The 24,834-nt window shown below is 63.3% G+C and carries 18 protein-coding genes; 9 read left to right on the plus strand and 9 right to left on the minus strand.

Going from position 1 to position 24,834, the window contains the following annotated elements:
• Nucleotides 1-230 precede the first annotated feature (230 nt).
• The 3 genes from tldD to KHO30_RS27950 all read right to left on the minus strand — a co-directional run bounded on the left by tldD (nucleotide 231) and on the right by KHO30_RS27950 (nucleotide 7,001).
• Nucleotides 231-1,697, minus strand: a complete 1,467-nt coding sequence (tldD, locus tag KHO30_RS27940; RefSeq protein ID WP_054037784.1) for a metalloprotease TldD — start codon at nucleotides 1,695-1,697, stop codon at nucleotides 231-233.
• A gap of 96 nt (nucleotides 1,698-1,793) precedes the next feature.
• Nucleotides 1,794-2,684, minus strand: a complete 891-nt coding sequence (locus KHO30_RS27945; protein WP_211702945.1) for a carbon-nitrogen hydrolase family protein — start codon at nucleotides 2,682-2,684, stop codon at nucleotides 1,794-1,796.
• A gap of 123 nt (nucleotides 2,685-2,807) precedes the next feature.
• A complete protein-coding gene (locus KHO30_RS27950; protein WP_211702946.1) occupies nucleotides 2,808-7,001 on the minus strand; it encodes a YhdP family protein in 4,194 nt (1,397 codons plus the stop codon).
• A gap of 185 nt (nucleotides 7,002-7,186) precedes the next feature.
• On the opposite strand from KHO30_RS27950, the gene glnE reads away from it, so the two are divergent.
• The gene (gene glnE, locus KHO30_RS27955; RefSeq protein WP_211702947.1) at nucleotides 7,187-9,979 is read left to right on the plus strand and encodes a bifunctional [glutamate--ammonia ligase]-adenylyl-L-tyrosine phosphorylase/[glutamate--ammonia-ligase] adenylyltransferase; all 2,793 of its coding nucleotides are present in this window, start codon (nucleotides 7,187-7,189) and stop codon (nucleotides 9,977-9,979) included.
• A 29-nt stretch (nucleotides 9,980-10,008) separates the two neighbouring features.
• Here glnE and recN read toward each other — a convergent pair whose 3' ends face one another.
• Together recN and KHO30_RS27965 are read right to left on the minus strand one after the other, a co-directional pair.
• Nucleotides 10,009-11,679 (minus strand): DNA repair protein RecN, encoded by a 1,671-nt coding sequence (gene recN, locus KHO30_RS27960; RefSeq protein WP_211702948.1) that lies wholly within the window; start codon nucleotides 11,677-11,679, stop codon nucleotides 10,009-10,011.
• Nucleotides 11,680-11,773: 94 nt separating this feature from the next.
• The gene (locus KHO30_RS27965; RefSeq protein WP_093644643.1) at nucleotides 11,774-12,676 is read right to left on the minus strand and encodes an NAD kinase; all 903 of its coding nucleotides are present in this window, start codon (nucleotides 12,674-12,676) and stop codon (nucleotides 11,774-11,776) included.
• A gap of 213 nt (nucleotides 12,677-12,889) precedes the next feature.
• Here KHO30_RS27965 and hrcA point away from each other — a divergent pair, with 213 nt between their 5' ends.
• From hrcA to KHO30_RS27980, 3 genes are all read left to right on the plus strand, one after another.
• Complete coding sequence (hrcA, locus tag KHO30_RS27970; protein ID WP_054040981.1) at nucleotides 12,890-13,909, plus strand: heat-inducible transcriptional repressor HrcA; 1,020 nt, start codon at nucleotides 12,890-12,892, stop codon at nucleotides 13,907-13,909.
• A 176-nt stretch (nucleotides 13,910-14,085) separates the two neighbouring features.
• Nucleotides 14,086-15,156: a ferrochelatase gene (gene hemH / locus KHO30_RS27975; RefSeq protein WP_093644645.1), complete on the plus strand. Its 1,071-nt coding sequence runs from the start codon at nucleotides 14,086-14,088 to the stop codon at nucleotides 15,154-15,156.
• Between the two features lie 8 nt (nucleotides 15,157-15,164).
• Nucleotides 15,165-15,572: an RNA-binding S4 domain-containing protein gene (locus KHO30_RS27980; protein WP_054040979.1), complete on the plus strand. Its 408-nt coding sequence runs from the start codon at nucleotides 15,165-15,167 to the stop codon at nucleotides 15,570-15,572.
• On the opposite strand, the gene KHO30_RS27985 is transcribed toward KHO30_RS27980, so the two are convergent.
• Nucleotides 15,544-15,705: a hypothetical protein gene (locus KHO30_RS27985; RefSeq protein ID WP_012431795.1), complete on the minus strand. Its 162-nt coding sequence runs from the start codon at nucleotides 15,703-15,705 to the stop codon at nucleotides 15,544-15,546. The genes KHO30_RS27980 and KHO30_RS27985 overlap by 29 nt on opposite strands.
• 377 nt (nucleotides 15,706-16,082) lie before the next feature.
• On the opposite strand from KHO30_RS27985, the gene grpE reads away from it, so the two are divergent.
• The 5 genes from grpE (at nucleotide 16,083) to pabB (ending at nucleotide 22,378) form a co-directional block, all read left to right on the plus strand.
• Nucleotides 16,083-16,667, plus strand: a complete 585-nt coding sequence (grpE, locus tag KHO30_RS27990) for a nucleotide exchange factor GrpE (protein WP_054040977.1) — start codon at nucleotides 16,083-16,085, stop codon at nucleotides 16,665-16,667.
• A gap of 69 nt (nucleotides 16,668-16,736) precedes the next feature.
• On the plus strand, nucleotides 16,737-16,955 hold the full coding sequence (locus KHO30_RS27995) for a hypothetical protein (RefSeq protein WP_372342033.1): 219 nt from the start codon (nucleotides 16,737-16,739) through the stop codon (nucleotides 16,953-16,955).
• Nucleotides 16,956-17,108: 153 nt separating this feature from the next.
• Complete coding sequence (gene dnaK, locus KHO30_RS28000; protein ID WP_175052137.1) at nucleotides 17,109-19,064, plus strand: molecular chaperone DnaK; 1,956 nt, start codon at nucleotides 17,109-17,111, stop codon at nucleotides 19,062-19,064.
• A 266-nt stretch (nucleotides 19,065-19,330) separates the two neighbouring features.
• Complete coding sequence (gene dnaJ, locus KHO30_RS28005; RefSeq protein ID WP_054040973.1) at nucleotides 19,331-20,473, plus strand: molecular chaperone DnaJ; 1,143 nt, start codon at nucleotides 19,331-19,333, stop codon at nucleotides 20,471-20,473.
• A 24-nt stretch (nucleotides 20,474-20,497) separates the two neighbouring features.
• On the plus strand, nucleotides 20,498-22,378 hold the full coding sequence (pabB, locus tag KHO30_RS28010) for an aminodeoxychorismate synthase component I (RefSeq protein ID WP_211702949.1): 1,881 nt from the start codon (nucleotides 20,498-20,500) through the stop codon (nucleotides 22,376-22,378).
• Nucleotides 22,379-22,738: 360 nt separating this feature from the next.
• On the opposite strand, the gene panB is transcribed toward pabB, so the two are convergent.
• The 3 genes from panB to folK are packed head-to-tail and all read right to left on the minus strand — an operon-like array spanning nucleotide 22,739 to nucleotide 24,815.
• Entirely contained in the window at nucleotides 22,739-23,554 is an 816-nt protein-coding gene (gene panB / locus KHO30_RS28015; RefSeq protein WP_211702950.1) for a 3-methyl-2-oxobutanoate hydroxymethyltransferase, read from the minus strand.
• Nucleotides 23,555-23,589: 35 nt separating this feature from the next.
• On the minus strand, nucleotides 23,590-24,270 hold the full coding sequence (locus KHO30_RS28020) for a deoxynucleoside kinase (RefSeq protein ID WP_200619332.1): 681 nt from the start codon (nucleotides 24,268-24,270) through the stop codon (nucleotides 23,590-23,592).
• On the minus strand, nucleotides 24,267-24,815 hold the full coding sequence (gene folK / locus KHO30_RS28025; protein ID WP_200651164.1) for a 2-amino-4-hydroxy-6-hydroxymethyldihydropteridine diphosphokinase: 549 nt from the start codon (nucleotides 24,813-24,815) through the stop codon (nucleotides 24,267-24,269). The genes KHO30_RS28020 and folK overlap by 4 nt, the downstream gene beginning before the upstream one ends.
• Nucleotides 24,816-24,834: the final 19 nt, after the last annotated feature.

The raw sequence follows: 24,834 nt of genomic DNA on the forward strand, positions 1-24,834 counted from the left end.
TTCTGGGTGTCTTGCGTGCACTAACACCCCTCTCGATCCGCCAGCGGTCTGAGATGCCAAAAAAAGTAAAAGTAAAACTTGGCGGACATGGCGAAATTGGGTCGCTGGTCAAAAAGGGTGAGTGACTTTATAACCCGTGCAAGCTCGGCTGGCAAGCTGCAGGGTGTAAAAATGCGGTAAATCCGCATACTTCGAGCGTTATATGCACGAAGTATGCGTCTACATCAAAATCAGGCCGTGCCGCCGACCGTCATCTTGTCGATACGCAGCGTCGGCTGACCGACGCCCACCGGCACGCTCTGGCCTTCCTTGCCGCACACGCCGACGCCCGAATCGAGCTTCATGTCGTTGCCGATCATGCTGACGAATTTGAGCGATTCCGGCCCGCTGCCGATCAGCGTCGCGCCCTTGACCGGGTAGGTGACCTTGCCGTTTTCGATCATGTACGCCTCGGAGGCCGAGAACACGAACTTGCCATTCGTAATGTCGACCTGGCCGCCGCCGAAGTTCACTGCATACAAACCGTTCTTCACGGACGCGATGATTTCCTGCGGGTCTTTGTCGCCGTTGAGCATGTACGTGTTGGTCATGCGCGGCATCGGCAGCGCAGCATACGATTCGCGGCGTGCGTTACCCGTGACCGGCATCTTCATCAGGCGTGCATTCAGCGTGTCCTGGATGTAGCCCTTCAGAATGCCGTCTTCGATCAGCGTCGTGCACTGGGTCGGATTGCCTTCGTCGTCGATGTTCAGCGAGCCGCGGCGGTTCGGCAGCGTGCCGTCGTCGACCACGGTCACGCCCTTGGCCGCAACCTGCTCGCCGATTCGACCCGCAAACGCCGACGATCCCTTGCGGTTGAAGTCGCCTTCGAGGCCGTGGCCGATCGCTTCGTGCAGCAGCACGCCGGGCCAGCCCGGTCCGAGCACGACCGTCATCGCGCCGGCCGGAGCCGGGCGGGCGTCGAGGTTCACGAGCGCCGCATGCACGGCGTCGTCGACATAACCCGACAGCACTTCGTCGGTGAAATAGCCGTAGTCGAAGCGGCCACCGCCGCCGCCGCTGCCGATTTCGCGGCGGCCGTTCTGCTCGGCGATCACCGTGACCGACACGCGCACGAGCGGACGGATATCGGCCGCAAAGCCGCCGTCGCTGCGCGCGACCAGAACCACGTCGTATTCACCGGCGAGGCCTGCCATCACTTGCTGGATGCGCGGATCGCGGCCGCGCGCCATCTGTTCGATACGCTCGAGCAGCTTGACCTTGGCGGTCGCATCGAGCGAGTGCAGCGGATCGGACGGCAAGTACAGATCGCGCCCGGCGATGCCGGTCAGCGACGAGGCCACTTTGATCTTCTGCTTGCCGCCGCCCGCCTTGGCAATCGAACGGGTGGCGAGCGCCGCCTGACGAATTGCTTCGGGCGACAGATCGTCCGAATACGCGAAGGCAGTGCGATCGCCTGCCACGGCGCGCACGCCGACACCCTGGTCGATGCTGAAGCTGCCCGACTTCACGATGCCTTCTTCGAGACTCCACGCTTCGCTGCGCGTGTACTGGAAGTACAGGTCGGCGTAGTCGATCTTGTGCGTGAAGATCTCGGCGAGCGTGCGGGTGAGCAGGGATTCGTCGAGACCGTAGGGCGTCAGGAGAATGTCCTTGGCGGTGGCGAGATTACGGATACCGGGTTCGATGATGTTCATGCGAAGTATGTTCTGCTCGATACGAAGGATTCGGTTAGCGCTTCTATCACCCTTATATGAGTGATGGGCGCCGCACTTTCAATGTCAGGTAATACGTCAGCAGCTCAGCACGCGGTGACGCCAGGCGGGCAGGCTCTGCCGCACTTCGTCGATGCGCGCACGCTCGAGATTGCCGCTCACCACGCCGGCGCCTTCGTCGCGCACCGCGACGATTTCGCCCCACGGGTCGATCAGCATGCTGTGGCCCCATGTCCGGCGGCCGTTTTCATGTTTGCCGCCTTGCGCGGCGGCCAGCACGTAACACTGGTTTTCGACCGCCCGGGCGCGCAGCAGCATCTCCCAATGCGCGCGGCCGGTGGTGTAAGTGAACGCCGACGGCACCACGATCAGCGCGCAGTCGCCCATGCGCCGGTACAGCTCCGGAAAGCGTAAATCGTAGCAGACCGACAGGCCGACCCGGCCGAACGGCGCCTCGAAGGTGCGGACTTCGCCGCCGGGGCAGATGGTGCGTGCCTCGTCGAACGACTCTTCGCCCTTTTCGAAATTGAACAGATGGATCTTGTCGTAGCGCGCGGCCTCGTTGCCTTGTGGGTCGAACACCAGCGTGGTGTTCAGTACGCGCGCGGGTTCCTGCGACATCAACGGCAAGGTGCCGCCGATCACCCACACCTTGTGGCGGCGCGCGGCGTCGGCGAGAAAGCGTTGGATCGGGCCGTCCTGATAGGGCTCGCGCACGGCGAGCTTGTCCGTGTCCTTGAAGCCCATGAAGCAGAAGTATTCGGGCAGCAGGACGAGTTGCGCGCCGTCGGCGGCGGCTTCGGCGATCAGGCGCTCCGCTTCGGCCAGGTTGCGTTCGCGATCTGGCGTGCTCACCATTTGCAGCGCGGCCACGCGGAACACGCTTTCGGAAGACCCGCAGGACGCCGCGCCGGGCGAGGCAGTGGACGAAGCGGTGGACGAGGATGAAGAGACGTGTGTTTCGCTCATGAGCGTTTCGAAAAACTCCCGGCAAGGCGGCGGCGCGAACCGTAGGCGCCGCATACGTCGTTCAAGGCTGGCTGGGGACCGCGGCACGGCACGGCGCTCTTCTGATCAAACACAGGATCGGGCTCAGTGCGCTTCCACGGTCGAAGCCGGAGCGTCCATCTTACCGCGATCGCCCTTCACCCGCTCGATGTGCGGTTTCGACCACGGACCGGTGATCGCGTACTCGCGTGCAAACGCCGTGGACACCGATTTGCTGAACGCCAAATCGGCCACCAGCGCGCCCAGCCCGAGCAGCGGATTGATCACGGTCGCGGCGATCACGGCGGCGCCGGCGCTGACGGTCGGCACAATCTGCACGTGCAGATCCTGGGTTTCCTGCGCGAGATCCACCGAGCCCTTCATTTCGGCGCGCGCCGGCGCCGTCACCATCTCGAAGTTCTCGGTGCGGCCGATGCCATTGTGAATCTCGCCCGTGCCTGTGACGCGCTCGAACGGCAACCCTTCGCCGATGACGTCGCGGAAATTGAGCGTGGCGAAGCGTGCGAGGCTTTGCAGGCTGAGTACGCCCAGCAGTTTCGCGACGCCCGGGTCGACCTTGAGAATCTGCCCATGGCGCAGATCGACGGCGAGATTACCGTTGAGCGTTGGATAGTCGATGGTCGTCGGGCCGCCGCGCCACACCACCTTGCCCGACAGCGTGCCGTTGCCGGCCTTGAGCGTGTGCGGCTGGCCGAAGCGCTCCAGCAGCCCGCCGGCGTCCTTGATGTCGAGTTTGAAATCGAACACGGTACGGCGCGGCGTCACTTCGTCAGCGGTATTGCCGAGGCCCGTCGACGTGCGCCAGTTCGCGGTCGCGGTCAGCGTGGCGGCGGGGTTGGTGATGTCCAGCTTGTCGAGCTGCCAGACCGGTACGCCGTCTTCTTCGAAGTTGTGCGCGTCGACTTCGAGCCGGCCTATGTCGCGATCGCGCACGATCAGCTCATTGACCACCAGATCGATCGACGGCATGTTCTGCGCCGGCGCCGAAATGGCCTGGCCGAGCAGGTCTTTATCCGTGGCCGAGGGGATCACAACGCGGGCAAAGCGCGCCTGCAGCGTGCCGGGCGATTCCTTGTTCGCGCCCGGCAGCCAGGACACGTGACCCGACACCTGGTTCGACGCGATGTTGGCCTGCCATTTGCCGTCCGCATGCGACGCGCCGACGATCACGCTGTCCCAGTGCCGCTTGAGCAGTGTCAGCGTGCCGACGTGCACCGCGAAGCGGCTCGGCAGGAATTGCGCGAGGGTCGGATTCGGCGTCGCCGGCGCAGCGGCGGGCGCGGGAGTGGGCGCGTCCTTGTTGCGCATCTGCGTGACGAGCGCGCGCCAGGCATCGGCGTCGAACGCTTCGACGTCGACGGCGGCGATCACGCCTTCGGACGGCAAGTCGGCGGGCTTGTTGACGCCGATCGCGCCACTCACGACCGTCGGCGGCGTTTTCGGCTGGTAACGCAGCAGGTAGGTGGCGGCGATCGGGCCGAAGGTGAGGTCGGCTCGTTCCAGATCGGCTTCGCTTGCGCTGGTGAACGGGCTGACAGCGAAGTGCAGCGGCATCGGCGTGCCGACTGGCTTGTTGAACGGCGCGGGGAAGTCGAGCGCGAGCCCGGTCAGATCGGAGTTCGCCGTGACTTCCGGCAAGCGCCCCTTGGCGCCGTGCACGTTGAGCGCATAGGGCGCGCTGCCGCTCATGCGCGTCAGCACCTGCGCGGCCGGACCGTGCAGGTTCAGGCCGCGCGCGGCGTCGACGGCGATATGGCCGCCGAGGTCGAGTGCGTACGTGCCGTCCTGTTTCAGGCCGCCGTTCGCGTGGACATCGCCGCCGAGGAACTGGCCCGAGAGCCGGTCGACCTGCGCAGTATGTTCGGTGAAACGGACTTTACCGTTGAGTTGCGACAACGGCGGCACGTTATCGACCGTCAAACGGTTGTTCTGGAAGCCCACTGCGCCTTCCACAGCGATGTGCGGCTTCGGCGTGCGCGGTACGGTCAGCTTGAGCGCCAGCGCTGCGGGCCCTTCGGCGCGCACTTTCTCGGTCGCATGTTTGGACATGATGCCGAGCGAGCTTTCGTTGACGTAGTCGAGCATGTCGGCAAGCGGCCCACGGCCGTTGCCCGTGATGATGAGGTCGGAAGCCCTGGTGCCGAGATCGTCGATCTTGCCGTTCACCTTGTTCAAAGCGACCCGCTTGTAATGGGCGCGGTCGATATCGAAGCGCAGCAAGTTTTCTTTGAGTTCGAACACGCCGTCGATGCCATCCAGCGGTGGCCACACGTTCGGCGTGCCGTTCTTCATCTTGCGCGGCGGGTACGGCGAAGGGTCGAACTTGCCACCCTTGAACGGCGCGACGATATGGAAGACCCCGGCCTCAGGGGCGCGCGAGTAGGGGAATTTGGTTAGATCGCCGTGGATTTCGATCGTCGCGCCGCGCGAGACGCCGGCTTGCAGCCCATGGCCCAGGTAGATGCGCAGCTTTTCGCTGATGCTGGTCGGCAGATAACGGACGATGCGCGTGACCTGTGCGCGCTGGAAGTCGGCCTTCAGGTTGAGCGAGCCGCGCCCATGGCCGGGGTTGCTGTAGTCGACGGTGGCGGTGGCGTCGGCGTCCGCGTTCGAGATACCGAAGTCGGCCAGCTTGACGGTGAAGGCGGGGTGATTTTCGCCCGGCGCCTTCGGCGTGATGGTCCAGTCCGCCCGGCCATGCAGGCGGTCGAGTGTCAGGCGCGGGTCGTCGAACACGCCCGGCAACGTAATCGCGACGTTGGAGGTGTTGAGCGTCGCGGTGCCGTGGTTTTCGTCTGCATCGACGCTGCCCCACAGGTTCTCGATGCCGGGAATGCCTGCACGCGGGTGATTCAGCGGGGTGAGCCCCGGCGGCGGTTCCTGCGCGGCGATGCTGATGCCCTGCAGATCGCCCTTGAAACGATAGCGCTCGATCGGCTCGGCGCCGCTTGGCCGGTGGTCGCTGCCCGCTTCGCCCGATTCCGGTTTGCCGCGTTCGACCTCGATCACATAGTTCGACACCATGCCGCGTGGATTGAAGCGCACCAGGTTGTTCAGCAGGGGGCGCGGCAACGGCAACGCGCGGCTGAATTCGGCGAGGATGCCCAGGTCGACGCGGTCGCCGCTGACGCTGACGAGTTGCCCATGCTGCAGCGAGGCGGTCCGATAGCGGCCGTGCAGCGTGGTTAGCGCGAGGGTGCGGGTGAGCGGCGTACCGTCGTCGAGCGGCGGCTGGCCGAGCTCGGCGCGCAAGTGGTTCAGTTGCAGCGTGTAGTCGCCCTGGTTGACGTCGAGACCCCAGGAGAAATTGGCGATCGGTACCACCAGCTTGGGCTGGGTCGGGCGGACCCGCATCGAGACATCCGCACCGGCCAGTTGCCCGCTCGCCGACTTCATGCGGCCATCGGCGAAGTCGGCCCAGATCGCATTGTCGATGCGGCCGGCGAACATCTCGATTGGGAAGTTGATGTAGCGCGCGAGGGTCGGCAGATCGACCGGACCGGTCGACATATAGACCTGGCCCGCCCAGTTGACCGGCTTGCCGATCGCCGAGAGCCGGGCGTGTTTGAAATGCGTACGGAAGTCGATCGGTCCGTGCAGGACATGGCCGTCTGCGGGCGCTTGCAACGCGAGGCGGTGATCGTAGCCTTCGTTGAGAATCGCGATCCGGATGTCGCGCAGGGCGAGTTCCGGTGCGTCATGCTCGGCATCTCGCCAGCGCAGCACGCCGCCGCGCACCACGATCGCCTGCTGGCGCAACAGCCATGTGGACAGGGTGTCGTTGCCGCTGTGCCGGGTGGGCACCGGCACGCCCGCTACCGAGATCACGCCGTCGCTGCTGCGCGACACCAGCACGTCCGGCTGATCGACGATCAGGCTGGAAAGCGCGGGATGGAACTGCCAGAGCGACTTCCACGAAAGCGCGGCGGTGGCGTGCGGAATGGTTAGGGCCGCTTTGCCTTCCGGGTCGCGGATGACGATATCGGTGACGTCGAGGCCTGGCTGAAAGCCGCTCCAGTGCGGCGCCAGCTTGCCGATGGTGAACTGTGCGTGCAGCTTCTCGGAAACGATGGCTTCGATGCGCGGGCGGAACGAGTCGACGCGCGGCAGCAGGACATAACGCAAACCGAGAAACAGACCCGCCGCGATAAAGTAGAAGGCGAGTGCGAGCGCCAGCACTACATGGGACGTCCGATGCAGCACCATGTGGGCGCTTCCGCTCGCAGGCCGGACCTGCCTGGTTTCGTGCGGGTCGGCGGATTCGTTTCGCTCGGACATGCTGCGGCGGGTGGCGTATGGTAGTTTTGCGAATTAACGACGAAATGTAACACACGGGAAAGCGTCGGCGGACCTCCGGCAAACCCTTTCTCCATGCCGTCTCGCGACCTGCGCGAGGCTGCCGGACCTGTGTGTTGCGGCGAACTGAACAACGCTGATAAAGCAACGAGCGAGCCAGACCCTTGATGACTGACGCAACACTCCTGAGTTCCAACTATTCACATTACGCGGCGCGTGCCGCGGCGGCCCGTCCGCAAATCGTGGCGCAGGTGGTGGCGCTCGCCTCCGCCCCCCTCACGCGCGAACGGATCGACGCGCGCTTTGACGCACTGTGCGCCGAGGCAGCCGGCGCGGCCGACGGCCCGTTGAGCGAGGATGCACTCAAACGGGCCTTACGCCAATTGCGCACGGAGGTATTTTGCGCCGTGATGGAGCGTGACCTGGCGGGCGAGGCGGATGTCGCCGAAGTCACCGGCGCGATGACCGATCTGGCGGAGACGACGATCCAGCGTGCGCTCGCGGTCGTGTCTGCTGAACTCGAAACGCTTTACGGCGAGCCGCGCGGACCGCAGGGCGAACGGCTCGCGCTCGGCGTGGTCGGGATGGGCAAGCTGGGTGGGCGTGAGCTGAACGTGTCGTCGGATATCGACCTGATCTTCATTTATGAAGAGGACGGTGAGACCGCGGGCGGTCAGCGTTCGCCGATTGCGACGCAGGACTTTTTTACGCGACTGGGTAAGCGCCTGATCGGCGCACTGGCCGAGGTGACCGCCGACGGTTACGTGTTCCGGGTCGATATGCGCTTGCGGCCGAACGGCGATTCCGGGCCGCTCGTGTGCAGCCTCGGCATGCTCGAAGAGTATTTCTACGTGCAGGGCCGCGAGTGGGAGCGCTATGCGTGGATCAAGGGCCGGCTCGTGTCCGAAGGGGCTAGCGACGCAGCGCGGCGCCTGCAGAAGCAGCTCGATGCGATCGTCACGCCGTTCGTCTATCGGCGTTATCTCGACTTTGGTGTGATCAGCGCAATCCGCGCGCTGCATTTGCAGATTCGCCAGGAAGCGCAGCGGCGTGCCTCGATGCGCCCCGACAAGGCCGACGACATCAAGCTGGGCCGCGGCGGCATCCGCGAAATCGAATTCAGCGCTCAGGTGTTTCAGTTGATCCGCGGCGGCCAGGATGCCGGCTTCCGGGTTCGACCGACGCTCGCAGTCTTGCGGCACGCGGCCACGCACGGGCTGCTCGATACCTCGGTCTGCGTGAAGCTTTCACAGGCTTACCGTTTCCTGCGCGAACTCGAGCACCGTCTGCAATACCGCAACGACGCGCAAACTCACGCGATGCCGGTCGATCCTGAGGAGCGTGTGGCGCTCGCGCAAGCCATGGGTTGCGACGACTATGCCGCGCTGATGCTCAAGCTCGACGCGCACCGCGAGTTCGTCGAACAGCAGTTCGACCAGATTTTCGCCGACAAGGTGAGCGGCCGCGATGGCTGCGGCGCACCGGAAGACGGCGCGGCGGTGTGGATCTGGAGCAGCGCGCTCGCCGACGACAGCGCTGAGGACGCGCTTCGCGCGCGTCTGATCGAACTGGGTGTTTCCGAGCCGGACGAGCTGCTGGCGCGCTTGCGTGCGATATGGCAGTCGTCGCGTTACGCGGGGCTCGCCGAGCGTAGCCGCCAGCGCTTCGATATCGTCGCGCAGCGTGCGCTGGAAGCCGCGCGTACGTTGGAGCCGGTCGAACGGCGCGGCGATACGGTGGCGCGTTTCTTCGACTTGCTCGAAGCCGTGAGCCGGCGCGGCGCGTACCTTGCGCTGTTGACGGAATATCCGCAGGCGCTGCATCGGGTGCTGTCGGTGCTGGGTGGTTCACACTGGGCCGCCGGCTACCTGATCCGCCACCCGCAATTGCTCGACGAACTCCTTGACGAAGAGGCGATGGACAGTCCGTTCGACTGGCCTGAATTCAAGCGCACGCTGCGCTTGCGTCTGGCCGCGGCGGATGGCATCGAGCAACAGATGGATCTGCTGCGCCACGCGCACCAGGCCGAGGTGTTCCGCATCCTGTTGATCGATCTGGCCGGCAAGTTGAGCGTCGAGCATGTGAGCGACCGCCTGTCCGAGCTCGCCGATGCCGTGCTCGACGTCACGCTCGAAGCCGTCTGGAACCAATTGGCCAAACGCCATCGCGAGGTGCCGAAGTTTGCGGTGATCGCGTACGGCAAGCTGGGCGGCAAGGAGCTCGGCTACGCGTCCGACCTCGACGTCATCTTCCTCTACGACGATCCGGACGATGCCGCTGCGGACGTCTACGCCACTTACACCCGCCGCCTCATCACCTGGCTGACGACGGCGACCGGCGCGGGCACCTTGTTCGACGTCGACTTGCGGTTGCGGCCAAACGGCGAGTCGGGCCTGCTCGTCACCGATCTGGATGCGTTCCGCCGTTATCAACTGCGTGAAGGCGACGCCGCGAATACCGCGTGGGTTTGGGAGCATCAGGCATTGAGCCGCGCGCGCTACTGCGCGGGCGACGCCGAAATCGGTGCGAAATTCGAGCAGATTCGCGAACAGGTGCTGACCACGCCGCGTGAGGCCGCGCCGCTCGCGAAGGAAATCGTCGAGATGCGCGAGCGCGTCGAGGCAGGGCATCCGAACCATACGGCGCTGTTCGACCTGAAGCACGATCGCGGCGGCATGGTCGATATCGAATTCACCGTGCAGTACTGGGTGTTGCTGCATGCGGCGAGCGATCCTGAACTGATCCGCAATACCGGCAATATCGCGTTGCTGCGCGAAGTGTCGCGCTTCGGCTTGATGAGCGAGGCGGAAGCGGAGACGGTCGGGGCGGCGTATCGGACCTATCGGAAGTTGCAGCACCAGCTGCGGCTGGACGGGATGGAAAAGGCGCGGGTCGATCCCGCGCTGGTGGTGACGGAGCGTGAAGCGGTGCTGAAGCTGTGGAGTCGGGTGTTCGGCTGAGGCTCCGCGACGATTTCCAGCCCGCGTTCCTAGGCCGCCAGCATTTCCTTCGCGTGCTTGCGGGTGGTGGCGGTGATCTCCAGGCCGCCGAGCATGCGCGCGACTTCTTCGACGCGGCTCGCGCGATCGAGCGAAGTCACGCTGCTGACCGTGCCGCCCTTGCCGTTGCCCGACTTCGCCACCTGGAAATGATGGTCGCCGCGCGCGGCGACTTGCGGCAAGTGCGTGACGCACAGCACCTGACGTGCCTCTCCCAGTTGATGCAGCAAGCGTCCAACCACTTCCGCGACGCCGCCGCCGATTCCCGTATCCACTTCGTCGAAGATCAGGGTTGGAGTCGGACTCGCGGCGCTCGCAATGACCGCGAGAGCGAGGCTGATCCGCGCCAGTTCCCCGCCTGAGGCGACCTTCGCGAGCGGCCGCAACGGCACGCCGGCATGACCTGCGACGCGGAATTCGACCTGTTCGAGCCCATGCGCGCCACCTTCCGGCAACGGCACCAGCGCCACATCGAAGCTGCCGCCTTTCATCGACAGTTCCTGCATGCCGGTGGTTACCGCTGCACCTAGAGCCTTGCCAGCCTTCGCGCGCGCCTTCGAGAGCTTTTTCGCTTCGGCGAGGAAGGCTTCTTTGGCTTTGGCTTCGGCTGCGTGGAGGCTGTCCAGATCGGCGGCGGCGTCGAGCGCGGCAAGTTGCGCGCGGCGTGCTTCGTGTTCTTCAGGCAGCGTCTCGGGTCGCAGGCGGAATTTGCGTGCGGCCGAGTGCAGCGCGTCGAGACGCTTTTCGACCTGGGCAAGCCGGTCGGGATCCAGTTCGAGTTTCTGCGCGTAGTGGCTGAGCGAATAGGCCGCTTCCTGCAACTGGATCTCAGCCGGTTCCAGCGCCGCCAGCACGTCGTTCAGCGCCGGGTCGATCTCGGCGAGGTCGCGCACCTTCGACACGATCGAGGCGAGATGCGTGATCATCGCTTCGTCAGATTCGGACAGCGCGCCGAGCGCCCCTTGCACGCCGTCGATCAGATTGGCCGAGTGCGACAGGCGCCGGTGCTCGGCGTTGACCTCTTCCCATTCGCCCGGTTGCGGCGAAAGTTTGTCCAGTTCGGTGAGCTGCCAGGCGAGACGCTCGCGCTCCAGTTGCAGCTCGCGGTCGCGCGTTTGCGCATGCTCCACGGCCTGCACCTTGTCGCGCCACGACCGCCATGCCCGCGTGACAGCTACCGCGGTTTCCGTGAGGCCGGCGTGGGTGTCGAACAGTTCGCGCTGCGCGTCAGGACGCATCAGCAACTGATGCGCATGCTGCCCGTGAATGTCCACCAGCATCTCGCCGACTTCGCGCAACTGCGCGAGCGTCGCCGCCGTGCCGTTGATGAACGCGCGCGAGCGGCCATTTGCGTCCACCACGCGACGCAGCATGACGGTGCTGCCGTGATGGCCGTCGTCGGCGGTCGTGCCGAGCGCCTGCTCATCGAGCCATTGCTCGACTTGCGCATGCGTCTCGAATTCCGCGGTGATGTCGGCGCGGCTCTCGCCGGTGCGCACCACGCTTGCTTCGGCGCGGGCGCCGAGCGCGAGGGCCAGCGCGTCGATCAGGATCGACTTGCCGGCGCCTGTTTCGCCTGAGAAAACGGTAAAGCCGCTGTCGAATTCGAGGTCGAGCGCGGCGACGATGACGAAGTCGCGTATCGAGAGGTGGCGAAGCATGGAGGTCGTCTGGTGAGCTTGAGATTCAGGGTTCGGCAGCGGCGTTCGTGTTCCGATAGCCCGGCGGTCCGGCATTCCGGCGCTCGGGGACCGCTCAGGGCTTGGTATCTTCTTCGTGCGACGGGTATTCGTTCCAGTGCAGTTTCTTGCGCAGCGTGGCGAAATGGCTGTAACCGACCGGATGCAGCATCGGCACCGTATGGCGCGAGCGGCGCACTTCGATCGTGTCGCCCAATTCCAGCGAAGTGAACGACTGCATGTCGAAGTTGACGTTTACTTCGCGGCCCGAGACGATCTGGATGCTCACCTTCGAGTCGTCCGGCAGCACGATTGGCCGGTTCGACAACGCATGCGGCGCGATCGGCACCAGCACGATGCCTTGTAGTTGCGGATGCAGGATCGGCCCCTGCGAAGACAACGCGTAGGCGGTCGAACCCGTTGGCGTGGCGACGATCAGGCCGTCCGAGCGCTGGTTGTACATGAAGCGCCCGTCCACCGAGACATGCAGTTCCGCCATCCCCGAGAAACCGCTGCGGTTGACCACCACATCGTTGAAGGCAAGCGCGTGATAGATCGGGGCGCCGTCGCGCATGATGCGCGCCTCGAGCAACATGCGCTCTTCGCGCTCGAAGTTACCCGAGAGCATTTGCGGCACGATCTCGCGCATGTCGGAGATCGGAATGTCGGTAATGAAGCCCAGGCGGCCGTGGTTGATGCCGATCAGCGGCGTGCGGTAGGGCGCAAGCTGGCGGCCAATGCCCAGCATCGTGCCGTCGCCGCCTAGCACCACGGCAACGTCGGCGCGCGCGCCGATCTCGGCGGGGCGCAGCGCCGGATAGTCGGTGACGCCGATTTCGGCGGCGGTGTCGGCTTCGAATACGACCTCGAAGCCGCGCTTCGCGATGCACGAGGCGAGCGCGGTCAGCGGCTCGCCGATGCCCGGCGTATTGTTGCGCCCGACGAGCGCGACGGTCTTGAACTGGCTGGTCACTTGCATGCCGGCATTACACCATAGGTAGGGCCTGAAAAGAACCGCAGACAGACCCGGTGACGGGCCTGCGCAAACGGGCTGCCAGCGCATTGGAGGATTATCGTTAGAATGGTGAAACATTGATGACAGGCGCTGCCCCGCCAACCGGCGGCGCGATAGTCAGGGGTTGGCGCCGTTAGCGCTCGCTGTAGCCGCGCCATTGAGCTAAAATTTTCCGTCATGCTAGATCCCCGCGCACAAACCCTCCTCAAAACGCTGATCGAGCGCTACATCGCCGAAGGTCAGCCGGTCGGCTCGCGCACGTTGTCACGCTACTCCGGCCTCGAACTGAGCCCGGCCACGATCCGCAACGTGATGTCCGATCTCGAGGACCTGGGGCTCGTAATCAGTCCGCATACATCGGCGGGCCGGATCCCGACGCCGCGCGGCTACCGGCTGTTCGTCGACACCATGCTGACGGTGGAATCCGCCGCGGACGAAGAAGCGGTGATGCGTATCGTCAAGACTACGCTGCAGGCGGGCGAACCGCAGAAAGTCGTCGCCGCAGCGGCTAGTGTGCTGTCCAATCTGTCGCAGTTCGCCGGCGTGGTGCTCACGCCGCGCCGCAGCCACGTGTTCAAGCAGATCGAATTCATGCGCCTGTCGGACAAGCGCATCCTGCTGATCATCGTGACGCCCGAGGGCGACGTACAGAACCGCATCATGGCCACCCAGCGCGACTTTTCGCCGTCGCAGCTGGTGGAAGCCTCCAATTACATCAACGCGCACTTCGCGGGCCTCTCGTTCGACGACGTGCGCCGCCGCCTGCGCGAAGAAATCGACGAATTGCGCGGCGACATGACCACGCTGATGCACGCCGCAGTCACGGCCAGCACGGATGAGTCCGACACCGGCGAGACCGTGCTGATTTCCGGCGAGCGCAACCTGCTCGAAGTCGCCGACCTGTCGTCGGACATGGCGCGCTTGCGCAAGCTGTTCGATGTATTCGACCAAAAGACCAGTCTCCTTCAGTTGCTCGACGTGTCGAGTCACGCCGCGGGCGTGCAGATTTTCATTGGCGGCGAGTCGAATCTCGTGCCGATCGAGGAAATGAGCGTCGTCACCGCGCCTTATGAGGTGAACGGCAAGATTGTCGGCACGCTCGGCGTGATCGGGCCGACCCGCATGGCTTACAACCGCGTGATCCCCATCGTGGACATCACTGCGCGGCTGCTTTCCCTGACGCTCAGCCAGCAGTAACCTGCGGTCACCGTTGGCTGCGGCACATCTCATGCTGCAAATAATGCGCGACGGCGCGCGGCTTGCCAATTGGCCGAATGGCCAGGGGGCCCTGGCGGACCTTGCAATGGACCGCGCCGCTATAATGAATTCCACCTGAACCGACTCTCCGCCCCAAGCGGTTATCCCTGCTGCCTATGCGCTTCGACCTCGAGCGGCCATCACAGAACGCCACGTCACACCGTGTCGCCGTGTTGCTGATCAATCTCGGCACGCCCGACGCGCCGACGCCGCGTGCGGTCCGGCGCTATCTTGCGCAGTTCCTGTCCGATCCGCGTGTGGTCGAAATTCCGGCGCTGCTGTGGCAGGTGATCCTGCGCACGTTGATTTTGCCGTTCCGGAGCCCCGCGTCGGCGAAGAAGTACGCGGCCGTGTGGATGCCGGAAGGCTCGCCACTGCGTGTCTTCACCGAGAAGCAGGTGGAGGGTTTGCGCCATCTGCTGCAATTGAACGACTACACGGTACTGGTCGACTACGCAATGCGGTATGGCACGCCGGGCATTCCGGCCATGCTGAACCAGCTCAAGCTGGCGGGCGCCGAGCGCGTGCTGCTGATGCCCATGTATCCGCAATACTCGTCGTCGACCACGGCCACGGCTTTCGACGACGCCTTTTCGGCCTTGAAGCGCATGCGCAATCAGCCGGAAATCCGCACGGTGCGGCAGTACGCCGATCATCCGGCGTATATCGCCGCGCTCGCCGCTCAGGTGCACCACTACTGGCATCAGCACGGCCGGCCGGATTTCGCGGCGGGCGACAAGCTGGTGCTGAGCTTCCACGGCGTGCCCAAGCGCACGATGGATCTCGGCGATCCGTACCACGAGCAATGCCAGCAGACCGGCGCGTTGTTGACGCAGGCGCTGGGATTGACGCAGGTGGAATGCCGCGTCACGTTTCAGTCGCGCTTCGGCAAGGCCGAGTGGTTGCAGCCGTACACCGCGCCCACGCTGAAGGAATTGGGCTCGGCGGGCGTGCGGCGTGCCGACGTGTTCTGTCCGGGTTTTACCGCCGACTGCCTTGAAACGATCGAAGAAATCGGCATGGAGGTGCGCGACGAGTTCCTGCAGGCGGGCGGCAAGGAGTTTCATCGGATTCCCTGCCTGAACGCCTCGCAGCCGTGGATTGCCGCGCTTGGCGAGATCGTCGCGCAGAATCTGCAGGGCTGGCCCGTGCAAGCAGTGCCGGTGCCGCACACGACTGGGGCTTAAGCAGGCTCATGAACTACAGGATTTCAACCGAACCGGGCGCGAAGCTGCGCATCGACAAATGGCTTTGGGCGGCGCGCTTCTTCAAGACACGCTCGCTCGCGGCGGATGCCGTCGAAAAAGCGCACGTGCGCATCGGCGGCGCGAGCGTCAAACCGGCCAAGGAGGTGCGCGTAGGCGACCTGGTCGAGATCGAAATCGAGCGGATTGTCTGGCAGGTGGAAGTGCTGGGCGTGTGCGACGTGCGCGGCCCGGCCAGCGTCGCGCAGACGCTCTATGCGGAAACGGAAGAGAGCAAGGTGAAGCGACAGGTCGAGCAGGAGCGGCGCAAGACATACCGCGAACCGGCCGCCGCTTTGCACGGCAGACCGACAAAGCGCGACCGGCGCACTATCGACAAACTTTCAGGTGGGGATTGAACAATTGTTCCATCGTCGCGTGCACACCGCCGTACTCGGTGGTGTGATCGTTGACGGCCCCGGACATGCAGATGGTCGTGGTGCCCGCGATCAGTACCAATGCGACCACCGATATTGCAAAGGTCAGTTTCACGGTACTCCCCTTGGGAAGATTCAGATGGAAACAGGCGAATCAGGTGGAATTGAAAATTATCGGTAAGGCTTACGTTAGATTAGGGTTAACGTGTCTTTTCCGACGCTTTAATGGAGCATAGGCCACTTGTTGAGCGCACTCAATCTCAATCTGATTGCGACGCAATAATGGTTGTAACCGGGCATTTCTGCCGCACGTCCGCGGTGTGAAAAGTTCCGGGAGAGGCGCTTGAATTGGGTCTTTCCGGCCCCATCTGGCGTTTCGATACGCGTTAACGTAGTAAGTTGTCTGTCGCAATTTTGCAACGCACAAATTGCGGCAGTTTTTGACGCGTTGCCGCCACCGATAGCTTTAACTTTTAAACGACTTTCAGCGACATGGAAAACACGCAAGAGAACCCGACGAGCCAGAATCCCACGCCCGCCGACGAAACCGCGCGCCAGGCCGCCGAGGCTGCGGCACCCCAGCAGGACGCGGCTGCAAACGCAGCGCCCGAAGCGCCGGCAACCGGCGCGGAAGCCGCATTGGCCGAAGCAGAAGCGAAGCTTGCCGAGATGCAGGAGAGCTTCCTGCGGGCGAAGGCGGAGACTGAGAACGTGCGCCGCCGCGCCCAGGAAGATGTCGCCAAGGCCCACAAGTTCGCGATCGAAAGCTTCGCTGAGCATTTGCTGCCGGTGGTCGACAGCCTCGAAGCAGCGGTTGCCCACTCGTCCGACGACCTGCAGAAGGTTCGCGAAGGCGTCGAGCTCACGCTGCGCCAGCTCTCCGGCGCGCTGGAGAAGGGCCGCGTCGTCGCCCTGAACCCGGTTGGCGAGAAATTCGACCCGCACCGTCACCAGGCTATTTCGATGGTGCCGGCCGACCAGGAGCCGAACACCGTCGTTGCTGTGCTGCAAAAAGGCTTCGTGATCGCCGACCGCGTGCTGCGTCCGGCCCTCGTGACTGTCGCGGCGCCGAAGTAATCAGCCCAAGCTGCGGCACGGGCCGCAGCAGAAGCCGTTTATCAGCCGGTCGGCCTGACAGGCGCCGTCATGGCCAACATTCCCGTCGACGCCACTGCGGTCATGCTTCACAGCGTGCCCACATGGCTCTTCTTTTATCGAGGCAAGCGGCTCGGCCGGGCAGCCGGCTGGCGCAGTCTCGGGCAGTTCGAGGCGGCGGTTGTGGTCGCGCGGGAAACGATCCGTGCGGCCAATGTGGTCGGCAGCACGGCAAATGGTGAAAAAAGCGGCAAAAGTTCGACCGATTGAAAAAAATTAAAGACCGCATCGTAAAAGAGGTCTTGAAAACGATGCGGACGCACTTATGTTGAGTGCAGGTAGGAATTCAGAGCGGATCGCCGTACCGCCAGATGGGCAAAAACGGCGATTCCCGCAGCGATCAAAGTCAGGAGATTAGTAAAAATGGGCAAAATCATCGGCATCGACCTCGGCACGACCAACTCGTGCGTGGCGATCATGGAAGGCAATTCGGTCAAGGTGATCGAGAACTCGGAAGGCGCGCGCACCACGCCGTCGATCATCGCTTACATGGAAGACGGCGAAATTCTCGTCGGCGCGCCTGCGAAGCGTCAGTCGGTCACGAACCCGAAGAACACGCTGTACGCGGTTAAGCGCCTGATCGGCCGTCGCTTCGAGGAAAAGGAAGTGCAGAAAGACATCGCGCTGATGCCGTACAAGATCATGAAAGCCGATAACGGCGACGCATGGATCGAAGTGCGCGACCAGAAGCTCGCACCGCCGCAAATCTCGGCGGAAACGCTGCGCAAGATGAAGAAGACCGCTGAAGATTACCTCGGCGAGCCGGTCACCGAAGCTGTGATTACGGTTCCCGCGTACTTCAACGACAGCCAGCGTCAGGCTACCAAAGACGCAGGCCGCATCGCCGGTCTGGAAGTGAAGCGGATCATCAACGAACCGACCGCAGCTGCGCTGGCATTCGGTCTGGACAAGGCCGAAAAGGGCGACCGCAAGATCGCGGTGTATGACCTGGGCGGCGGTACGTTCGACGTGTCGATCATCGAAATCGCTGACGTTGACGGCGAAATGCAGTTCGAAGTGCTGTCCACGAACGGCGATACGTTCCTCGGCGGTGAAGACTTCGACCAACGCATCATCGATTACATCATCGGCGAGTTCAAGAAGGAACAAGGCGTCGACCTGTCGAAAGACGTGCTCGCGCTGCAACGCCTGAAGGAATCGGCTGAAAAGGCGAAGATCGAACTGTCGTCGAGCCAGCAAACGGAAATCAACCTGCCGTACATCACGGCCGACGCGTCGGGTCCGAAGCACTTGAACCTGAAAATTACGCGCGCCAAGCTGGAAGCACTGGTTGAAGAACTGATCGAACGCACGATCGAACCTTGCCGCATGGCCATCAAGGACGCAGGCGTGAAGGTCGGCGAAATCGACGACGTGATTCTGGTCGGCGGTATGACGCGCATGCCGAAGGTGCAGGAAAAGGTTAAGGAATTCTTCGGCAAGGACCCGCGCCGTGACGTGAACCCGGACGAAGCCGTGGCCGTTGGCGCCGCGATTCAAGGCCAGGTTCTGTCGGGCGACCGCACGGACGTTCTGCTGCTCGACGTGACCCCGTTGTCGCTCGGCATCGAAACGCTCGGTGGCGTGATGACGAAGATGATCAACAAGAACACCACGATCCCGACCAAGCACGCACAGGTCTACTCGACGGCTGACGACAATCAGGGTGCCGTGACGATCAAGGTGTTCCAGGGCGAGCGCGAAATGGCAGCGGGCAACAAGCTGCTGGGCGAGTTCAACCTTGAAGGCATTCCGCCGGCACCGCGCGGCACGCCGCAGATCGAAGTGAGCTTCGACATCGACGCGAACGGCATTCTGCACGTCGGTGCGAAAGACAAGGCGACCGGCAAGGAAAACCGCATCACGATCAAGGCGAACTCGGGTCTGTCCGAAGCCGAAATCGAGAAGATGGTGAAGGACGCCGAAGCGAACGCGGAAGAAGATCACAAGCTGCGTGAGCTGGCCGATGCCCGCAACCAGGGCGACGCGCTGGTCCACAGCACGAAGAAGGCGCTCACCGAGTACGGTGACAAGCTGGAAGCCGCTGAGAAGGAAGCGATCGAAACCGCGCTGAAGGACCTCGAAGAAACGCTGAAGAGCGGTTCGAGCGACAAGGCTGCGATCGAAGCCAAGATCGAAGTGGTGGCCACCGCCTCGCAGAAGATGGGCGAAAAGATGTACGCCGACATGCAGGCTGCGCAAGGTGCCGAAGCTGCGGCAGCGGGCGCGGCAGGTGCGGGCGCATCGGCAGGTGGCGCGAGCCACCAGCAGCAGGACGATGTGGTCGACGCCGAGTTCAAGGAAGTGAAGAAAGACTAAAGCCGGGTCGCAATCTGACCGTAAAGCCGCACACAGCGATGTGTGCGGCCTGGCTGCAAAACGGTTTGCTCCCGTCCGGGTGCATGAACCTGCAAAGCGGTTATCGCGCCTGGTGAGCCTTTTTGGGCTCTCCGGGCACATTTGTTTTATGGAGGGCGTTGTTTAAGCCGCGTAAAAACGGCGTGAGCAGCGGCCGGACGAGTCGCAAGACTCCAGCATTCAAGAGGAGCCACCGCGTCGCATTGCGCGAGTGGCGTTGAACCGATATGGCGAAACGGGATTACTACGAGGTTCTGGGCGTCGCAAAGAACGCGAGCGACGACGAAATCAAGAAGGCTTATCGCAAGCTTGCGATGAAGCACCACCCCGACCGCAATCCCGGCAACAAGGATGCGGAAGAGCATTTCAAAGAGGTGAAGGAAGCCTATGAAATGCTGTCGGACTCGCAAAAGCGTGCTGCGTACGATCAGTACGGTCACGCGGGCGTCGACCCGAATATGGGCGGCGCGGGTGCGCAAGGCTTCGGCGGTTTTGCCGATGCATTCGGCGATATTTTCGGCGACATCTTCGGCCAGGCGGCCGGCGGTGCCGCACGCGGCGGTGGCGGCCGCGCAGGCCCGCAGGTGTATCGCGGCGCCGATCTGCGCTACAGCATGGAAATCACGCTGGAACAGGCCGCGCACGGCTACGACACGCAGATTCGCGTGCCGAGCTGGGTGTCGTGTGAAATCTGTCACGGCTCGGGCGCGAAGCCCGGCACCAAGCCGGAGACCTGCCCGACCTGTAGCGGTTCGGGTTCGGTTCGGATGTCACAGGGCTTCTTCAGCATCCAGCAGACCTGCCCGAAGTGCCACGGCACCGGCACCTATATCCCTGAGCCGTGCGGCCATTGCCACGGCGCGGGCAAGGTGAAGGAAACCAAGACGCTGGAAGTGAAGATCCCGGCAGGTATCGACGACGGCATGCGAATCCGCTCGGCCGGCAACGGTGAGCCGGGCATCAACGGCGGTCCGTCGGGCGATCTGTACGTCGAGATTCACATCAAGCAGCACTCGGTGTTCGAACGCGACGGCGACGACCTGCATTGCCAGATGCCGATTCCGTTTACCACGGCGGCGCTTGGCGGCGAAATCGAAGTGCCGACCCTCGCGGGCCGCGCGAGCTTCACGGTGCCGGAAGGCACGCAGTCGGGCAAGACGTTCCGTCTGCGCGGTAAGGGGATCAAGGGGCTGCGTTCGAGTATTGCCGGCGATCTTTACGTGCACGTGCAAGTCGAAACGCCGGTCAAGCTCACCGAGCCGCAGCGCGAGTTGCTTCAGCAATTCGAGAAGGCACTCGTGGAAGGCGGCGCGCGGCATAGCCCGCAGAGCAAGAGCTGGTTCGATCGGGTGAAGAGCTTCTTCGATTAATAGCGGTTTGATGTGGCGGTAAGCATGACGGCAGATGAGCGCGACGCAGTGTTCGCGTTGCTCGACGACTGCGACGCGACGGCGGCGCGCCGTTCGAGTCGTCTGTACACGGGTTTTGTGCATGAACGGGTTTGTGCGGACGCCGCGCAACTCGAAAATGTGTGCGAGACTGTGGCCGCGGACACACGGTGTGGTTTGCATGCTGTCGTGCTCGCCGACTATGAGTTTGGCCGGCATCTTCTGGACGGCGGCCTTTCTCACCAGGCATTGAAAGAAACGCAGCGTGGCCATGCCACGCTGCGTTTTTTATTGTTCGAACGTTGCGAAAAGCTGTCACGCGACGAGGTCGACGCATGGCTCATGGCGCGCGACGGCGGAACCGTTGAGGCGTCGGTGGCGGGTACCGCAAACGTGCGTGCGAGCGTCGATCCAAAGCAATTTAACGAAGCGATCGATGCGATCCATGCCGCTCTGCGCGCGGGCGATTCTTATCAGGTCAACTACACGTATCGGCTTGGTTTCGATGTATTCGGCTCGCCGACCGCGCTTTATCGGCGGCTGCGAGTGCGTCAACCGGTTCCGTACGGCGCGTTGATCGGGTTGCCGGGCGACGAGTGGGTGCTGTCGTGCTCGCCGGAGTTGTTCATCGAGAAGGAAGGCTCGTTGTTGCGCGCCCGTCCGATGAAAGGCACGGCGCCACGCTCGGAAGATCCTGTCGTCGATCGTGGTGCCGCCGATTTCCTCGCGAACGACCCGAAGAATCGCGCTGAAAACGTGATGATCGTCGACCTGTTGCGCAACGATCTGTCGCGCGTGGCGCAGACGGGTTCGGTTAGCGTGCCGGCGCTGTTTTCGGTCGAGCCGTATGCGTCGGTTTGGCAGATGACGTCGACGGTGCATGCGACGTTGCGCGCCGGCACGTCTTTCGCCGAGATCATGCGTGCGCTGTTCCCATGCGGCTCGATCACCGGTGCGCCGAAGCATCGCACGATGCAACTGATCGAGGAGTTGGAAAGCACGCCGCGTGGCCTCTACACTGGCGCGATCGGCTGGCTCGATGCCACTACAAGCGAAAACGCTTGCGGCAACTTTTGCCTATCCGTCGCGATCCGCACGTTGACCTTGACCCCGAGCGCACAACCGGGCGAACTGCAAGGCAAGATGGGGGTCGGCGCAGGCATCGTGCTCGACAGCGTCGCTGCCGACGAATATGCGGAGTGCCAATTGAAGGCCAGCTTTCTAACCGGCGCCGAGCCGGGTTTCGAGCTCTTCGAAACGATGTATGCGACGCGGGAAGAAGGCGTGCGGCATCTGTCGCGTCATCTCGCGCGACTCTCGGCGAGCGCCGCGACGCTGGGTTTCAAGCTCGACGACGAAAACGACATTCGCGCGCAAATCGCGGAGAAATGTGCGGCGTTGCCAATGCAAACTCCGCACCGTATGCGACTCGCGTTGAGCAAAGACGGCACGCTACAAATAACGACGGTAGTGCTGACGCCGCTGGTCGACGCGACGGTCGGCGTGCTGCTCGGGCCGGATCACAATTTCCCCACGATGGACGCCAATGATCCGCTGCTGCGCCACAAAACCACGCGCCGCGCCGCATACGATCGCGGCTGGCGTGAAGCCGAAGCGAAGGGTGCTTTCGACACGCTGTTCTTCAACGAGCGCGGTGAGTTGACCGAAGGCGGCCGGTCGAACGTGTTTGTGAAGCTGGCGGGACGGTGGTGGACGCCGCCATTGGAGTCGGGCGTACTGCCCGGGATCATGCGAGGTGTGTTGCTGGAGGATCTCGGCCTTCGTGCTGCTGAACGCATGCTGACTCGAGTCGATGTGCAGAATGCTGAAGCGCTTCTGGTGTGCAACGCACTGCGAGGCGCGGTAAAGGCGCGCGTGCTGGGCTAAGGCAGGGAGGGCTACTAAGAGCAGGGCTGAGGCTTAAAGCCAGTCGTGCCGCCGCCTTTGAACGCCACGAAACCCGCGCGCCAACTCAACTCTGGCGAACATGTAGCACGCGCATCACCCATCCAGACAGGCGTGCGCGCCAAGTCGATTCCCGCACGTCATGCGGTGCGGTGGCGTGCTCGCGGATTCCCGCTACGTCGATCAGGCAAAAGGGGCTCATGGTCATCTCTCTTCGGCTCGCGGCAGCGCCGCGTTAATGGGTAGACGAAGATAGACGACCACGTTTTCAGGCGATATCAGACGGGTCTCAAACAGGCGCAACCGCGCCCGATCAATTTAGTGCGCGAACGGACCGCATGTTCAGAACGTATGCTCCGGCCCCGGAAACGAGCCGTCCTTTACGGCACGCACATACGCTTCCACTGCAGCTTGAATGTTCGGCTGCCCCTGCATGAAATCTTTCACAAAGCGTGGCCGCTTGCCTGGGAAAATTCCCAGCATATCGTGCAGCACCAGCACCTGACCCGAGCAATCCAGACCCGCGCCGATGCCGATCGTCGGAATCCGCAATTGCTTGGTGACTTCACTGCCGAGCAGCGTGGGAATCGCTTCTATCACGATCAGTTGGGCGCCTGCATTCTGCACGGCAAGGGAATCGCGCAGAACCTGGCTCGCGCCGGCGTCGGTCTTGCCCTGCACCTTGAAGCCACCAAACGCATGCACCGATTGCGGCGTAAGGCCGACGTGCGCGCACACCGGAATCGACCGTTCGACCAGGAAGCGCACCGTGTCCGCGAGCCACTCACCGCCCTCGAGTTTCACCATCTGCGCGCCGGCGCGCATGAGTTCCACGGAACTCCTGAAGGCGTCTTCCGGTGTGGCATACGTGCCGAACGGCAGGTCGGCGACCACGAGCGCCGAGGGCCGCGCCCGCGCGACGCTCGCCGTGTGATACGCGATTTCGCTGAGCGTGACCGGCAGCGTGGTCGTCTGGCCTTGCAGCACATTGCCGAGCGAGTCGCCGATCAACAGCACGTCGACGCCCGAGCGATCCAGCAGCGCGGCGAAGCTCGCGTCGTAACAGGTCAGCATGGCGATCTTTTCGCCGGCGTCGCGCATTGCCTGCAGTTTCGGCACGGTGATGGCGTTCCGGCTCGCTTCCTGCAAATAGGTCATGGGGAAATCCGTTGGAAAGAAGAGCGGCGCGTCGCTTAAAGCGACGTGCCTTTGACAAAGAATTCCTTGCGGCCGCGCATGGTTTCGATGCGTTCGGCGAGTAGCGCAAGGTCCGCGTCCGAGTCGAGCGGATTCAGGTGTTCAGCGTTGACCGTCAGCACGGGTGTGCGGTCGTAGTGATAGAAAAACTCGTTGTAGGCGTCGCAGAGCGCGTGCAGATATGCATCGGAAATCTGCAGTTCCATTGGCACCGCGCGTTTCTGGATGCGCGCGAACAGCACTTCGGGACTGGCCTGCAGGTAGACCACGAAATCCGGCGCTGGCGCGCTCACGTCGATTCGCGCGGCGAGGGCGCGATAAAGCTGCCACTCGTCTTCCTGCAGTGTCAGACGCGCGAAAATGTCGTTCTTCTGCGTCATGAAATCGGCGATCAGCGGTGTGCCCGCCACATGCGCGGCTGCCACGTCCTGGGCCTGCTGTGCGCGCTGCAACGCGAAGTGCAATTGCGTAGGCAACGCATAACGCGTGGTGTCGCGATAAAAGCGTTCGAGAAAGGGATTGTCCTGCGGCCGCTCGAACAGTTCCTGCATCGACCAGCGCTGGGCGAGCCGCCGCGCGAGTGAGGTTTTGCCGACGCCGATCGGCCCTTCGATCGCCAGATAGCCGAAGGGCGGTCGTAATTGAGGCGCAGTGACAGTGAGTGGCGGCGAATTCATTCGCAACGGCCCTTGTCCACAGTTGGGGCGCCGGCGCTCAATGCATTGAGCATCGGACACTGGCAGGGGCCCTTCACCTTTTCGATGCGTTGATCGCTCACGCCATTCAGCAGCGCCTCGGCACGGCCGTGTTGCGGGATGATCAGCGTCGGGTCGATCTCGATGAGCGGCACGAGTGCAAAGGCGCGTTCGATCAAACGTGGATGCGGCACGATCAGATCGGCTTCGTCGATCGATTGATCGCCGTATAGCAGGATGTCCAGATCGAGCGTGCGCGGGGCGTTGCGAAATGGCCGTTCACGGCCGAACTGATGCTCGATTTTGTGGCATAGCGCTAGCAGATGCCGCACGGGGAGCGTCGTTTCGACCTTCACGACACAATTGAAATAGTCGTCACCGCCCGCGTCGATCGGGGCAGTGCGATACAGGCTCGACTTGGCGAGCACGGAGATGGTGTGCTGTTGTGCCAGGCACACCACCGCGTCTTTCAGGGTCTGGCGCGCGTCCCCGAGATTCGCGCCGAGGCCGAGATAGGCAACCGTCATGGCATAACTTCCTGCAACT

It is taken from the genome of Paraburkholderia aspalathi (assembly GCF_905220735.1).
Classification (GTDB): domain Bacteria; phylum Pseudomonadota; class Gammaproteobacteria; order Burkholderiales; family Burkholderiaceae; genus Paraburkholderia; species Paraburkholderia aspalathi.

Excerpts from the sequence above, each read along its gene's own strand:
- tldD (WP_054037784.1), bottom strand. The coding sequence starts at position 1,697 with ATGAACATCATCGAACCCGGTATCCGTAATCTCGCCACCGCCAAGGAC.
- KHO30_RS27945 (WP_211702945.1), bottom strand. The coding sequence starts at position 2,684 with ATGAGCGAAACACACGTCTCTTCATCCTCGTCCACCGCTTCGTCCACT.
- KHO30_RS27950 (WP_211702946.1), bottom strand. The coding sequence starts at position 7,001 with ATGTCCGAGCGAAACGAATCCGCCGACCCGCACGAAACCAGGCAGGTC.
- glnE (WP_211702947.1), top strand. The coding sequence starts at position 7,187 with ATGACTGACGCAACACTCCTGAGTTCCAACTATTCACATTACGCGGCG.
- recN (WP_211702948.1), bottom strand. The coding sequence starts at position 11,679 with ATGCTTCGCCACCTCTCGATACGCGACTTCGTCATCGTCGCCGCGCTC.
- KHO30_RS27965 (WP_093644643.1), bottom strand. The coding sequence starts at position 12,676 with ATGCAAGTGACCAGCCAGTTCAAGACCGTCGCGCTCGTCGGGCGCAAC.
- hrcA (WP_054040981.1), top strand. The coding sequence starts at position 12,890 with ATGCTAGATCCCCGCGCACAAACCCTCCTCAAAACGCTGATCGAGCGC.
- hemH (WP_093644645.1), top strand. The coding sequence starts at position 14,086 with ATGCGCTTCGACCTCGAGCGGCCATCACAGAACGCCACGTCACACCGT.
- KHO30_RS27980 (WP_054040979.1), top strand. The coding sequence starts at position 15,165 with ATGAACTACAGGATTTCAACCGAACCGGGCGCGAAGCTGCGCATCGAC.
- grpE (WP_054040977.1), top strand. The coding sequence starts at position 16,083 with ATGGAAAACACGCAAGAGAACCCGACGAGCCAGAATCCCACGCCCGCC.
- KHO30_RS27995 (WP_372342033.1), top strand. The coding sequence starts at position 16,737 with ATGGCCAACATTCCCGTCGACGCCACTGCGGTCATGCTTCACAGCGTG.
- dnaK (WP_175052137.1), top strand. The coding sequence starts at position 17,109 with ATGGGCAAAATCATCGGCATCGACCTCGGCACGACCAACTCGTGCGTG.
- dnaJ (WP_054040973.1), top strand. The coding sequence starts at position 19,331 with ATGGCGAAACGGGATTACTACGAGGTTCTGGGCGTCGCAAAGAACGCG.
- pabB (WP_211702949.1), top strand. The coding sequence starts at position 20,498 with ATGACGGCAGATGAGCGCGACGCAGTGTTCGCGTTGCTCGACGACTGC.
- panB (WP_211702950.1), bottom strand. The coding sequence starts at position 23,554 with ATGACCTATTTGCAGGAAGCGAGCCGGAACGCCATCACCGTGCCGAAA.
- KHO30_RS28020 (WP_200619332.1), bottom strand. The coding sequence starts at position 24,270 with ATGAATTCGCCGCCACTCACTGTCACTGCGCCTCAATTACGACCGCCC.
- folK (WP_200651164.1), bottom strand. The coding sequence starts at position 24,815 with ATGACGGTTGCCTATCTCGGCCTCGGCGCGAATCTCGGGGACGCGCGC.